The sequence below is a fragment of the Microvirgula curvata genome (assembly GCF_054781615.1).
Map to the genome: position 1 here is coordinate 58,140 of NZ_BAAGUB010000003.1, position 12,921 is coordinate 71,060.

At 62.8% G+C, this 12,921-nt stretch carries 12 protein-coding genes; 2 read left to right on the forward strand and 10 right to left on the reverse strand.

What is annotated here, in order from left to right:
• Positions 1–11: 11 nt before the first annotated feature.
• The 9 genes from ACYVG8_RS00495 to ccoN form a co-directional block, all read right to left on the reverse strand.
• Complete coding sequence (locus ACYVG8_RS00495) at positions 12–1,394, reverse strand: AAA family ATPase (protein WP_028497772.1); 1,383 nt, start codon at positions 1,392–1,394, stop codon at positions 12–14.
• A gap of 198 nt (positions 1,395–1,592) precedes the next feature.
• Positions 1,593–2,012 carry a Spy/CpxP family protein refolding chaperone gene (locus tag ACYVG8_RS00500; RefSeq protein WP_028497771.1) on the reverse strand — a complete coding sequence of 140 codons (420 nt, stop codon included), beginning with the start codon at positions 2,010–2,012 and terminating at the stop codon, positions 1,593–1,595.
• A 335-nt stretch (positions 2,013–2,347) separates the two neighbouring features.
• Positions 2,348–2,791: a YbaY family lipoprotein gene (locus ACYVG8_RS00505; RefSeq protein ID WP_051528604.1), complete on the reverse strand. Its 444-nt coding sequence runs from the start codon at positions 2,789–2,791 to the stop codon at positions 2,348–2,350.
• Positions 2,788–3,297 carry a FixH family protein gene (locus ACYVG8_RS00510; RefSeq protein ID WP_051528603.1) on the reverse strand — a complete coding sequence of 170 codons (510 nt, stop codon included), beginning with the start codon at positions 3,295–3,297 and terminating at the stop codon, positions 2,788–2,790. Before ACYVG8_RS00510 ends, ACYVG8_RS00505 begins: the two co-directional genes overlap by 4 nt.
• A gap of 52 nt (positions 3,298–3,349) precedes the next feature.
• Positions 3,350–4,783 (reverse strand): cytochrome c oxidase accessory protein CcoG, encoded by a 1,434-nt coding sequence (ccoG, locus tag ACYVG8_RS00515; protein WP_112692126.1) that lies wholly within the window; start codon positions 4,781–4,783, stop codon positions 3,350–3,352.
• Positions 4,784–4,977: 194 nt separating this feature from the next.
• Positions 4,978–5,904 (reverse strand): cytochrome-c oxidase, cbb3-type subunit III, encoded by a 927-nt coding sequence (ccoP, locus tag ACYVG8_RS00520; protein WP_028497768.1) that lies wholly within the window; start codon positions 5,902–5,904, stop codon positions 4,978–4,980.
• Positions 5,904–6,116, reverse strand: coding sequence for a cbb3-type cytochrome oxidase subunit 3 (locus ACYVG8_RS00525; protein WP_028497767.1), 213 nt, complete (start codon positions 6,114–6,116; stop codon positions 5,904–5,906). The genes ccoP and ACYVG8_RS00525 overlap by 1 nt, the downstream gene beginning before the upstream one ends.
• Before the next feature lie 11 nt (positions 6,117–6,127).
• Complete coding sequence (ccoO, locus tag ACYVG8_RS00530; protein WP_028497766.1) at positions 6,128–6,742, reverse strand: cytochrome-c oxidase, cbb3-type subunit II; 615 nt, start codon at positions 6,740–6,742, stop codon at positions 6,128–6,130.
• A 23-nt stretch (positions 6,743–6,765) separates the two neighbouring features.
• Entirely contained in the window at positions 6,766–8,187 is a 1,422-nt protein-coding gene (gene ccoN / locus ACYVG8_RS00535; RefSeq protein WP_028497765.1) for a cytochrome-c oxidase, cbb3-type subunit I, read from the reverse strand.
• A 353-nt stretch (positions 8,188–8,540) separates the two neighbouring features.
• On the opposite strand from ccoN, the gene ACYVG8_RS00540 reads away from it, so the two are divergent.
• Positions 8,541–10,331, forward strand: coding sequence for a M61 family metallopeptidase (locus tag ACYVG8_RS00540; protein WP_460744889.1), 1,791 nt, complete (start codon positions 8,541–8,543; stop codon positions 10,329–10,331).
• Between the two features lie 7 nt (positions 10,332–10,338).
• Here ACYVG8_RS00540 and ACYVG8_RS00545 read toward each other — a convergent pair whose 3' ends face one another.
• Positions 10,339–11,385 carry an AraC family transcriptional regulator gene (locus ACYVG8_RS00545; protein ID WP_028497763.1) on the reverse strand — a complete coding sequence of 349 codons (1,047 nt, stop codon included), beginning with the start codon at positions 11,383–11,385 and terminating at the stop codon, positions 10,339–10,341.
• Positions 11,386–11,606: 221 nt separating this feature from the next.
• Here ACYVG8_RS00545 and ACYVG8_RS00550 point away from each other — a divergent pair, with 221 nt between their 5' ends.
• Complete coding sequence (locus ACYVG8_RS00550) at positions 11,607–12,878, forward strand: hydantoinase/carbamoylase family amidase (RefSeq protein WP_036384704.1); 1,272 nt, start codon at positions 11,607–11,609, stop codon at positions 12,876–12,878.
• The last annotated feature ends 43 nt before the right edge of the window (positions 12,879–12,921 follow it).

Genomic DNA, 12,921 nt, shown 5'->3' on the forward strand with positions numbered 1-12,921 from the left:
CGCCCCTGTATTCAGTGTTCGAAATCCATCGATATCTGGCTGTCAGGCGGAAGCGCCAGGTACGCAATAATGGATCCCTTGTCTATGCATTCCTCCCCTGATTTGCAGCGCCAGCTTTCTCGCAAGCTTTTACAACGGATAGTGGATGCAGGCTTGCCATCCGGCCCCCTTACCTTGACCGCATCGGCATAAATCAGGTCATCCGGCGTTTCCAGTTTGACCAGGACCGGAGAGTGTGTGGCGATAAGAATCTGCCGCATGGGGTTGTCTTCGCCCGCAGCCAGATCGGGGTCAACCGCCAACTCTTTCAACAGTGCCAGCATTGCGCTCATTTTGGCCGGATGAATACCGTTTTCAGGCTCCTCAAAGCAAAGCAGCCCACTGAAATCCGGGTCTTCTGCCATGATGCACAGGGCCAGAAAACGCAGCGTGCCATCGGAAAGAGCACGAGCGGGCAGGAATGCGCCGGCTCGTTCCTTGACCTCCAGCGTCAGCAATTGCCTTACCGGATCCATATCCACCCGGACATCGGAGGTTGGCACAATCTCCGACAGCCTGCTGGCAATACGGGAATATACGTTTTCGTCTCGCCGATGCAGCTTGTACAGCGCCGCCGCCAGTTTGCCGCCATCGGCACCGACACTACCGTTCTCGTGGATTTTGTTCGAGCGGCGCATTGCACTGGGTTCCAGCGACAGAAACCGCCACGACTGCATCTCTCGGCGAGCCGCGAGGATCGTTGGCCAGACAGCACTATTGGTATTGGCAATCACTGTTTTCGGAATATGGCGTGCAGGGATTTTTTGTGGCTGACCACTACTGCCACCATCCTGGTGCAAATGAATCTCGATGATTCCATCATCCATCACCTGCGTTGAAATATAGCCTGCACCTTTTCGCTTGTTGACCACGGCCTGATCGCGAAACCGGGTAGCGCTCAATGGGAAGTGCAGGTGATTTACCGCTTCACCCTTGTTGATATAGCTCAGCGTCTCGCGGGCAAGATAAAGGCCAAAGGAGCCATTTGCCTCCTCCTGCAAGTCTCTGGCGAGCTCTACTTCATAGCGGAGAAAGGTAGAAGTCGCAATGGCCTTTCTTCCGAAGTCATCGATGATATCCAGCGGCACAAGCATCTCTGCTGCTAATACCAGGCGCTCTGCCCGGTAATCTCCATTGGTCCAGAAAATATCCAGAGGATCGGTCGACTCGGAGTCCCGTACCGCCAATGCGGCCTCAACAATAGATTTATCACTTAATAGGGAAAGGAACTTTATGGCATCGAAAATATTCGATTTTCCCACCCCGTTCAGCCCGGCGATACAATTGAATGGCCCCAGGGATACGGAAAAATCCAGAAGATTTTTGAAGCCATGGGCTTCGAGCTTGGTGAGCATGAGCGTTCTCTGTCATCGAACTGATGGTCAGAACTGTAACAGAGTCTGCCAGTCATGACGGCTGCAGCAGGAAGGTGCAAATGGGGACATGTGGCATCAACCACACAAAAAAAGGCACCGTCCGAAGACGGTGCGAACCCATGGAGGAATGCCGATGAGGACATTACCGGTGTGGGCTACCTGCCCACCGAGGTTTGACTAGGGCTGACGCGAGGGTAACGCGGGCTTTTCGTCGAAAATCGTTTGCTGCGCCGGTGTCAGCTGGGTGTACAGCGCGGTGACAACCGGTTTCATGGCTTCGAGGTGCCTGACCTGCGTGCGGGCCATTTCAATATGGCGTTCGACACGTTCAGGCGCGGTGGCCGGCGGGTGACGGCGGTTCGCTTCAGCGAGTTCGCGCATCTGGCGCTGCTGCTGCTCACGGAGCGCGCGGTAACGTTGCCAGGCCGGCTCCTGCTTCCCGGTGAGCTCGAGTCTGGACTGGAGCGTTTCAAGTTGCCGTTCCCCCTCTTCCATCGACAATGGGCCGGCCCGCATGACTTGTGCTGCCGGCGGGACGCCGTCGGTCACTGGCGCGGCGACGACAGCGCCCGAAAAAAGAGACACTCCCAGCAGCATGGCGGACGCCGTAGCGCGTACAGGTGTTCGCATGGCGTGTTCTCCGTTTCTTGGTGAATTATCAGGAGACCCCGGTGGGGAAGTGAAATTCATCATAGGCGGTCCTGGTAACGATCATGTGTCCGCCCGGCGCCAATTGTTAACAAACATTGCGTTCTCCCCAGTCTCGCTGGGCAAGCGGGTGGACATCCTGTGGATATCTGGCCACGACACTGATCAAGTCTTTATTTTTAAACGATATCCGTGAAATTGCTCATTTTTTCAGCTAAACGGCCATCAACAGGCCACAATAAAAAACGGGCCCTTTCCAGGACCCGTTTTTTACTGGCGGATGTTCAGTGCCCTATCGGCCTCACCGTCACGTCAACGTGTGCAGGCGCCCCCTGCGTCAGCACCGGATACGCATCGGCAGTCAGCATCAGCAGCCGGCCGTCACGGTCGGTAATGCGGGCCGACACCTGATAACGGGCGTGCCTGCTCACCTTGTCCGCATCCGTGCACAGCTCGAAGGCGTGCGGCAGTGTGCGTTCGCCGCCCAGTCCGGTGTACTGCTCGGCCAGCACGGTCGCCGGCGCATCGGCCAGCGACGTGTCCAGCAGCTGGACGCGCAGCAGCGCACCCGGCGGCAGGGCAGCAGCGCCGGCGGGCAGCAGCACCCTGCCGCTCACCGTGACCTGGGCCGGAGCGACAGCAGCAGGCCGCGCCAGCGGCGGCGCGGCGCAGGCGGCAAGCCCGGCCGCCATCACCAGCGCCAGCACAACCGGGCGGATTCTGCTCAACGTGCCGGTTCCAGCATCACGCCATTGCCCTTGTCCGGCGTCCATTGCCCTTCGACCCGCCAGCTGTCGGCCGGGTCCTGCAGGCGCACGTACCAGTGCTTGGATGCCACCGTCAGCTTGACCTCACCGATATAGCTGCCCGCTCCCTCGCGCTTCAGCGTTGCGGTCACGTCATGACCGGCGATGGTCGGATGCTGGAATGACAGCGTCAGCGTGTCCGGCAGCGGCTGGCTGCCCTGCTGGCGCAGCAGCACGCGCACCGCACCGCCCTGATCGGCAAACAGCATCTGCGCGCTCAGTCCGCGCTGTGCGGCGGCGGCATCGCGCCCGAGGTCCTCGTTGATCTCGTTGCCGCGCTTGTAGTAGTCGTCGTTGACCAGCGGATCATTGGTCTGGACGGCAATCACCAGCGTCGCAATCCCGGCAACGACCACGATGGCCGGTCCGAGCATCAGCAGCCACGGCCAGCGCTGCTTGTACCACGGGGGGGTCAGGGTGGTGCTCATGCGGATTCTCCGTTTGCAGTCGGCCGGGCTCACGCCCGGCCATGGATCATTGTCATTCGCCGATGAAGCTCGACTTTTCCGACAGCGAGATGCTGCCGCCGTCGACCGAGGTCGCGGTGAAGTGGATCGGATGGCTGCCGCTGGTCGCCGCTTCCGGGTCCACCTGTGCATGCACGGTAATCACTTCGTTGCCGGTCGGCCCGATCGTGACCACCGGGGTGTCGGTCACCAGCTTGATGCCTTCCAGCCCGTTGACGCCCAGCCGGACCTGCTGCGGCTTCTCGGACAGGTTGATCAGACGCAGGTTGTAGGTATTCTCCAGCATCCCTTCATCGGTTTCACGCACCAGCGACGCACGGTCGCGAACGATGTCGAGCCGCATCGGCTGGCGCATGACCAGCGAGGTCATCGCCACCCCGAGCACGGTCAGCAGCACCACGGCGTACATGACCACGCGCGGCCGCTTGAGCCGGGTCAGGATCGCACTTTCCGGATACTTCTTCTCCAGCGCGCTCTCGGTGGTGTAGCGGATCAGCCCGCGCGGATAGCCCATCTTGTCCATCACGTCGTCGCAGGCATCGATACAGGCAGCGCAACCGATGCACTCGTACTGCAGCCCGTCGCGGATATCGATGCCGGTCGGACAGACCTGGACGCAGATGCCGCAGTTCACGCAGTCGCCCTTGCCGGCCGCGTGGGCATCGACGCCCTTCTTGCGTGCGCCGCGCGGTTCGCCACGTTCGGCGTCATAGGAAATGATCAGCGTATCGGCATCGAACATCACACTCTGGAAGCGGGCGTACGGGCACATGTACTTGCAGACCTGTTCGCGCAGCATGCCGGCAAACAGATAGGTGGCGCCGGCATAGAAGAACACCCAGAACGCTTCCCAGCCCGCCACGTTCAGCGACACCAGATCGCCGAACACGCTGCGGATCGGCAGGAAATAGCCGACCAGGGTAATGCCCGACAGCAGCGACACGGCAATCCACAGCGCATGCTTGACCGTTTTCTTGCCGATCTTGGTCGCAGTCAGCGGGCCCTTGTCGAGCTTGATCCGCTTGTTGCGATCGCCTTCGACCAGGTTCTCGATCCACATCATGATTTCGGTGTAGACCGTCTGCGGACAGGCATAGCCGCACCACAGCCGCCCGGCGATGGTGGTCCAGACAAACAGGCCGAATGCACAGCTGATCAGCAGCGCGGCCAGATAGATGAAGTCCTGCGGGAACAGCGTCAGACCGAACAGATAGAACTTGCGGTTCATCAGGTCGAACAGCACGGCCGGCCGATCGTTCCAGGTCAGCCACGGCAGACCGAAATACACCAGCTGGGTCAGCACGACCAGCGCGATGCGCCAGTTGGCGAACACGCCCCAGGCCTGGCGCGCATAGATCTTCTTGTGGCTTTCGTACAGCGAGATCGGCTGGATCTCGACCACTTTTCTGGGTTTGTTGTCGGGGTCTTGCTGCTGCGGGTCACTCATTTCGGCAGTTCCCTTTACGGAGGATTCGACGGAAACCGCGCAAGCGGTCTCGATCCAGTCCTCCCGATGATGCGCATTACACATTACAGGAGACGGAAACGATCACGGCACCGGCCGGACCGCTTCCACAAGCGTCACTGCCCGCACGGGGCGGGCAGCGATTCACACTTACAGCGTACCGTCAGACGACCAGTTTACTGCTGGGCGGCTGCTTTGGCAGGCTTGTTCGACAGGCCCCAGACATAGGAGGCCAGCAGGTGCACCTTGCCGTCGCCGAGGAAGTCCTTCCACGCCGGCATCTGGTTGCTGCGACCATTGGTAATGGTCTCGACGATGGTCTTTTCGGTACCACCGTACAGCCAGATATTGTCGGTCAGGTTCGGCGCGCCGATATCCTTGTTGCCCTTGCCGTCCGGACCGTGGCAGGTCGCGCAGATGGCCTTGAACGTGTCGGCACCGCGGGTGGCGCGTTCGGCATTGTGCTTCTTGCCGGACAGCGACATCACGTAGTTGGCCACGTCCTTGACCTTTTCCTCGCCGAATGCAGCGCCGAACGGCGGCATCTGGCCATGGCGACCGTTGAGGATGGTTTCCTGGATTTTCTCAGGCGAGCCACCGTACAGCCAGTCGTTGTCGGTCAGGTTCGGGAAACCCTTCGCACCGCGGGCATCGGAGCCGTGGCACTGGACACAGTAGGTCTGGAACAGGCGATAGCCCATTTCCTGTGCCTTCTGGTCGCCGGCGACGGTCGGGATGTCCTGCTTCAGGAAGGCGTCATACAGCGGCTGGTACTTGGCTTCCGCCGCGGCGCGTTCCGCCGTGTACTCGCCAACCGACGTCCAGTTGCGGATGCCCTTGAACGAGCCCATGCCCGGATACAGCACCAGGTAGGCAACGCCGAACACCAGCGTGAGCGTGAACATCCACATCCACCATTTCGGCAGCGGGTTGTTGTACTCGGCCAGATCACCGTCCCAGACGTGGCCCGTGGTCTTGACCTCGGTCCCCGACTCGACTTTCAGTCTGTTCTGCGAGAACAGCAGATAGGTCAGACCGACAATCCCGACGACGACGACGCCGGAGATCCAGTAGCTCCAGAAATCGCTTACGAAATCACTCATTATTTTGCTCCGTTGTGGCCCGGGGTCGACAGGCGACCCAGGCCGGACCGCGCAGCATTATCGTTGTCATCGTCGGCAAACGGCAGGTTCGCCGCCTCCTCGAAGCTTTTCTTCGCCGCCCTGCCACCAAAGGCCCAGATCAGGATCAGGATGAAGCTGGCAAATGCGGCAACGGTGACGATGATGTGAATCAGCGTGGCGGTATCTAGCATATCGATTGCTCTCAGCGGGTGTTTTTCAGCGCGAGACCGAGGCCTTGCAGGTAAGTGACCAGGGCGTCCATTTCCGACTTCCCTTCCACTTCGCTCTTGGCCTTGGCGATCTCTTCATCCGAATACGGCACACCGACCAGGCGCAGGGCGCGCATCTTGGCCTGGACGCTGTCCGCGTCAGCCAGGTTGCGGGCCAGCCACGGGAACGCCGGCATGTTCGATTCGCTGACCACGTCACGCGGATTGATCAGGTGGACGCGGTGCCATTCATCCGAATAGCGGCCGCCGACACGGGCCAGATCGGGACCGGTACGCTTCGAACCCCACAGGAACGGGTGATCGTAGACCGACTCCCCCGCCACCGAGTAGTGACCGTAACGCTCGGTTTCCGCACGGAACGGACGGATCATCTGCGAGTGGCAGTTGTAGCAGCCTTCGCGGATGTAGATGTCGCGACCGGTCAGTTGCAGTGCCGTGAACGGCTTGACACCGGCAACCGGCTGCGTGGTCGAGCGCTGGAACATCAGCGGCAGGATTTCAGCCAGCATCGCCACGCTGACCACGAGCAGGGTAAACACGATCAGATAGCCGACATGCTCTTCGACCAGTTTTTGGATTCTTTCCATTTGCGTCTCTCTCGTCAGCTATATCAGGCGTGTGCGGCAACGGCCGGGATACGGGCGTCGACAGCACGGCCCATCGTGACGGTGCGGAACACGTTGTAAGCCATGACCAGCATGCCGACCAGATACAGCAGGCCACCGATCAGACGAACGAAGTGGTACGGATAGGTTGCCTTGACCACTTCGGCGAACGCGTAGGTCAGCGTGCCGTCCGGGTTCAGGGCGCGCCACATCAGACCCTGGGTCACACCGGCGATCCACAGCGCGGCGATGTACAGCACGACGCCCAGCGTGGCCAGCCAGAAGTGAACTTCGATCAGCTTGGTCGAGAACATCTGTTCACGGTTGAACAGGCGCGGGATCAGGTAGTACAGCGAACCCATGGTGATGAAGCCAACCCAGCCCAGCGCACCGGAGTGAACGTGACCAATGGTCCAGTCGGTGTAGTGCGACAGCGCGTTGACGGTCTTGATGGCCATCATCGGGCCTTCGAAGGTCGACATGCCGTAGAACGACAGCGACACCACGAGGAACTTCAGGATCGGGTCGGTACGCAGTTTGTGCCATGCGCCGGACAGGGTCATGATGCCGTTGATCATGCCGCCCCAGCTCGGTGCCAGCAGAATCAGCGAGAACACCATGCCGAGCGACTGGGTCCAGTCAGGCAGCGCGGTGTAGTGCAGATGGTGAGGACCCGCCCACATGTAGGTGAAGATCAGCGCCCAGAAGTGGACCACCGACAGGCGGTACGAGTAGACCGGACGACCGGCCTGCTTCGGGACGAAGTAGTACATCATGCCGAGGAAGCCGGCGGTCAGGAAGAAGCCGACCGCGTTGTGGCCGTACCACCACTGCACCATCGCATCGACGGCACCGGCGTAAGCCGAGTAGGACTTCCACATCGACACCGGGATGAAGGCACTGTTGACCACGTGCAGCAGGGCCACGGCGAGAATGAACGCACCGTAGAACCAGTTGGCGACGTAGATGTGCTTGACCTTGCGCTTGGCGATGGTGCCGAAGAACACGACCGCGTAGGCGACCCAGACAATGGTCAGCAGTACCTTGATCGGCCATTCCATCTCGGCATATTCCTTGTTGAAGGAAAGGCCGAGCGGGTAGGTGATCACGCACAGGACGATGACTGCCTGGTAACCCCAGAAGGTAAAGGCGGCCAGTGCATCAGAGAAGATGCGGGTCTGACAGGTGCGCTGCACCACGTAGTAGCTGGTCGCGAAAAGGCCACAGCCGCCAAATGCGAAAATCACACCGCTGGTATGAAGTGCGCGCAGGCGACCAAAGTGGAAGTACGGTCCGAAGTTCAGATCAGGCCAGACCAGTTGGGCTGCGATCGTCACGCCGACCAGCATACCGATGACACCCCACACGACTGTCATCACGGCAAACTGGCGCACCACCTTATAGTTATAAGTGGATTGCGTCTCCATCGAGGATTCTCCAAGGTTACGAACGAGTCATCCGCAAAAGACCGCCAGACCTTCGTCTGACAGCCAGTCAGGCCGGCCCCCAGCCAGACCATGACATGTTTCCGGATTGATTTTTTGACGGCGCGCCACCATCTTCTGGCGAGCACCCCGTTTGCATGGTGGCATTCTAATGCAAACCCGCATGGCGAACTAGCTGAACAAAAGCTTAAAGCACCATGCGCGCAGCACGTAAACAGCCACATCTTGCATACGGCGGATTATATTGTCATGACCGTTTGACCCCTTGACGCAGGTCAATTGCGGACGGCCCTTCACTCGCCCGTCATGGGCCTGGATCTGACGGAACGCTTCTCATGTCCCACCCCGTGCACTACCGGATCACCGCGGCCGACCCCGCCGCCCATCTGTTTTCCATCGAAATGACCGTTCGTCGGCCGGCTGCCGACGGCCAGGTATTTCGCCTGCCGCGCTGGATTCCGGGCAGCTACCTGCTGCGTGATTTCTCCCGCCATCTCGGCCCGCTGTCGGCCCGGTCGGCGCACGGGCCGGTCACGCTGACCGCACTCGACAACCACAGCTGGCAGGCCGCGCCCTGCCATGGCCCGCTGACCCTCAGCTACACCGCCTATGCCTTCGACCTGTCGGTCAGGGGGGCCTATCTCGACCGCGAGCGGGGCTTCTTCAACCCGACCAGCCTGTGTCTGGAGGCAGTCGGACAGTCCGGCCAGTCACACGGGCTCCGTGTCGACGCGCCGGCGCCGGGCACGGTCAGCGGCGACTGGCGTCTGGCCGGCACGCTGCCGGCCGACGGCGCTGCGCCGTTCGGCTTTGGCGACTTTGTCGCCGACAGTTACGACACGCTGATTGATCACCCGTTCGAGCTCGGCCATTTCGACGTTGTCCCCTTCCGCGTCTGCAACACCGATTATGAAATTGTCGTATCCGGCCGCCATCGCGGCGATCTCGACCGGCTGGCGCGCGATGTCGCACGGATCTGCGAATGGCAGATCCGGCTGTTCGGCGAACCGGCACCGTTTCACCGCTACCAGTTCCAGCTGTTTGTCGGCAAGGACGTCTATGGCGGGCTGGAGCATCGCGACTCGACCGCGCTGATGGCGAGCCGCGACGACCTGCCGGTCCACGGCGACGACACGCTGAGCGACGGCTATCTCGACCTGCTCGGCCTGTTCAGCCACGAACATTTCCATGCCTGGAACGTCAAGCGGATCAAGCCGGCCGCCTTCACCCCCTACGACCTGTCGCAGGCGGCGCTGACCTCGCTGCTGTGGGCCTTCGAGGGCGTCACGTCGTACTACGACGATCTGACCCTGGTGCGCAGCGGCGTGGTGCCGGTCGAACGCTACCTGGCCCAGCTGGCGCGGACCCTCACCGCCGTGCAGCGCGGCAGTGGTCGCCACAAGCAGACGCTGGCCGAATCCAGCCTCGATGCCTGGACCAAGTACTACCAACAGAATGAAAACAGCCCCAACGCCATTGTCAGCTATTACCAGAAGGGTGCGCTGGCCGCGCTGGCGCTGGATCTGAAGATCCGCCAGGACAGCCACGGCACCCGCTCACTCGACGATGTGATGCGGGCGCTGTGGCGGCGCTGGCGCGATACCGGCGCCGGCATCGGCGAGACGGAGTGGGAACGGATCGCTCAGCAGGCGACCGGGCTGGATCTGGGCGCCTTCTTTGACCAGGCCATCCGCTCGACGGCCGACCTGCCGCTGCAGGCGCTGCTGCAGGACGCCGGCGTGACCGTTGCCTGGCGTGTCGCCCAGAGTGGCGCCGACAAGGGGGGCGCGCCGTTGCCCGCCGCAAGCGACACACCACCACGTGCCGTCATCGGCGTGCGCAGCGCGGCCGATCCGGCAGGCATCCGCCTGACCCATGTTCTGGACGGGGGGGCCGCACAGGCGGCGGGCCTGTCGGCAGGGGATGTTCTGGTGGCGATCGACGGGCTGCGCGCCAGCGATCTCGAACGCCAGCTTGCCCGCCACCGGCCCGGCGACAGCGTTCGCCTGCACGCCTTCCGCCGCGACGAGCTGCTGGCCTTCGACGTCATCGTCCAGGCCGCGCCCGCCGATACCTGCTGGCTGGCGCCGCAGGACACACCGCTGTGGCTGTCGCCGGCGGCCTGAGTCGCGCTCAGGTCACCAGTTGCAGGCAGCGCTGGCGATACTCGCTCGGCGAACAGCAGAACCAGCGGTGGCAGGCCCGGCAGAAATTGCTGGGGTCGGAGAACCCCAGCCGGTAGCCGATCTCGACCACCGCCAGATTGCCGTGGCTGAGCCAGTCGCTGGCCAGCGTGCGCCGCACCTGGTCGAGCAGCGCCTGAAAGCTCTGGTTTTCCTGGCGCAGCTTGCGCTGCAGCGTACGCACCGACAGCCCGAGATGGGTGGCAACATCGACCAGCTTCGGTTCGCCGCTGGGCAGCATGTCCTGGATCTGGGTCAGCACCCGGTCCGAGAACAGGCTGCGCTCCAGCCGCGACAGATAGTCGCGGATCGCCTTTTCGTTCAGCCCCACCAGCATGGTATTGGCACTGGCATACGGCTCGATGGTATCGGCATAGGTAAAGCCGATCGCATCGGCCTCGGCCCCCAGCGTCACCGGCACATGGAAATACTGGTCCAGCCGCTCGGTCCCCGGCGCCGGCGGCATGCCGAGCGTGACGAAGGACGGAATCACCTGACGCTGGCTCAGCTTGCATGCCTGGCGATAGACAAAAGCCAGCATGGCGATGCGCGCCGCGTGGTTCATCTCGCTGCCGCCGAGCGTGTTGACCACCAGCGCGCTGCCGCCGGCATCATGGCGCAGACTGATATACATGGTGGTCGACAGCACGGTCGCATAGCGCGCGACCAGGCTCATCAGCTCGGACAGCGAACCGCAGGCGAGGATGGCCAGCCCGAGCCCGTGCAGCGTGGCCGGCTGGACTTCCTCGCCGAGCCGCAACCCGAGCAGCGGGTCGCCGGTCGCCTCGATTGCCAGTCGCCAGAAGCGGCGCACGCCGATCATCGGGAAGCGCGCCTCCGGCACATTGAGCCGGTTGGCGTCCAGCCCGGCCCCTGCCATCAGCGGCAGCGGATCGCAGCCGTAGCCGCGCACGGTCTGGCAAAGCGCCCGGATCCAGCTGGCCAGCACACTGGGAGACACCGGGTCGAGCGATGCTGCGTAACTGTCCTGAGCCACTTGCGTCTCCCTGCGAAAATCGGATCGGTGGCGGCCCCGGGCCGGTGCAACACCGGTGTTCCGCGCCGCCCTGGTCTGGCAGATAGCCGGCTTTTCTCATGCCGGCATGTTGGTGATCATAGCAACCGGAACCGCGCGGAATCTTGACTGGCGTCCAATGACAAGGATTTGGCGCAGGAAATCAATTCGTCCCGCCCGCCAGCACCTAGACTTAGTCAATCATGACCCAGCTTCCCTTCTCCTACCCGGCCATCGACGGCGAGCGCCTGCTCGCCGACCTGCACACCCTGCGCGGTTTCGGCGCCGTCGGACACGGCGTGGTCCGCCCCAGCCTGTCGCCGGAAGACATCGCCTCCCGGCACTGGCTGCGTCAGCGCATGGCCGATGCCGGCCTCGACGCGACCCTCGACGGTGTCGGCAATGTCATCGGCCGTTCGCCGCAGCCGGGGCCGGCACTGCTGCTCGGCTCGCATACCGACACCCAGCCACTCGGCGGCTGGCTCGACGGCGTCTATGGCGTAATCGCCGCACTGGAAGTCGCCCGCACCCTGCGACACGACCCGGTACTGGGTGCCATCGCCCTGGATGTCGCCAGTTTCATTGACGAAGAAGGCACGCATTACAGCTTTCTCGGCAGCCTGTCGGCCAGCGGGCAGCTCGACCAGCCGACACTGGACGCCGCACGCTGTCGCGACGGCACCTCGCTGCCGGAACGCCTGCATGCCGCCGGGCTCGACGGCCGGATCGCACCGCTCGACCTGCGCCGCTACGCCGGCTTCATCGAACTGCATATCGAACAGGGACCGGTACTCGACGATGGCGGCAAGCGCCTCGGCGTGGTCAGCGGGATTGTCGGCGCACGCAATATCGATATCGTCGTCAGCGGCGAGGCCAATCATGCCGGCACCACGCCGATGGCGCGCCGGCATGATGCCGGCCGGGCGCTGATCGCGCTGGCCAGTGCCATCGAGGACACCTTCAGCCGCACGGCCGGCCCGGAAACAGTATGGAATATCGGCCGCATGAGCTTCCAGCCGGGCGCAGCCGCCATCGTGCCGGAACGCGCCGAATTGCGGCTGCAGTTCCGCGACCTCGACAGCCGCCGGCTCGACCGGCTGGAAGCCGCCCTGCAACCGCTGGCGGCAGATATCCGTACCCGCTGGCAGGTCGGCGTCGACATTGCCCGCGCCGGCCAGCCAACCCTGCCGGCCCATCTGTCGCCGGTGCTGCAGGCGCACCTGGTCCGGGCAACCGAACGTCGCGCATCCGGCGCCTGGATCACCCTGCCCAGCGGCGCCATGCACGACGCCGGCATCTTTGCCCAGGTCATGCCGGCCGCCATGCTGTTCGTCCCCAGCCTTGGCGGACGCAGCCACTGCCCGGAAGAAGACACCCGCCCCGACGATCTGGTACTGGGCGCCCAGGCACTTGCCGACGCCGTTGTCGACTGGGCCCGCTTCACCCTCCCCGACCGGCTGCCCGCACGCAAGTAGCCCCGCGGCCGGTTGCTCCCTCCCCGCAAGAACAGGAGATCGA

What these genes read in the sequence shown, in the direction of transcription:
- ACYVG8_RS00540 (WP_460744889.1), top strand. Translation starts at nt 8,541, where the DNA reads ATGTCCCACCCCGTGCACTACCGGATCACCGCGGCCGACCCCGCCGCC.
- ACYVG8_RS00495 (WP_028497772.1), bottom strand. Translation starts at nt 1,394, where the DNA reads ATGCTCACCAAGCTCGAAGCCCATGGCTTCAAAAATCTTCTGGATTTT.
- ACYVG8_RS00510 (WP_051528603.1), bottom strand. Translation starts at nt 3,297, where the DNA reads ATGAGCACCACCCTGACCCCCCCGTGGTACAAGCAGCGCTGGCCGTGG.
- ccoN (WP_028497765.1), bottom strand. Translation starts at nt 8,187, where the DNA reads ATGGAGACGCAATCCACTTATAACTATAAGGTGGTGCGCCAGTTTGCC.
- ccoP (WP_028497768.1), bottom strand. Translation starts at nt 5,904, where the DNA reads ATGAGTGATTTCGTAAGCGATTTCTGGAGCTACTGGATCTCCGGCGTC.
- ccoO (WP_028497766.1), bottom strand. Translation starts at nt 6,742, where the DNA reads ATGGAAAGAATCCAAAAACTGGTCGAAGAGCATGTCGGCTATCTGATC.
- ccoG (WP_112692126.1), bottom strand. Translation starts at nt 4,783, where the DNA reads ATGAGTGACCCGCAGCAGCAAGACCCCGACAACAAACCCAGAAAAGTG.
- ACYVG8_RS00500 (WP_028497771.1), bottom strand. Translation starts at nt 2,012, where the DNA reads ATGCTGCTGGGAGTGTCTCTTTTTTCGGGCGCTGTCGTCGCCGCGCCA.
- ACYVG8_RS00550 (WP_036384704.1), top strand. Translation starts at nt 11,607, where the DNA reads ATGACCCAGCTTCCCTTCTCCTACCCGGCCATCGACGGCGAGCGCCTG.
- ACYVG8_RS00525 (WP_028497767.1), bottom strand. Translation starts at nt 6,116, where the DNA reads ATGCTAGATACCGCCACGCTGATTCACATCATCGTCACCGTTGCCGCA.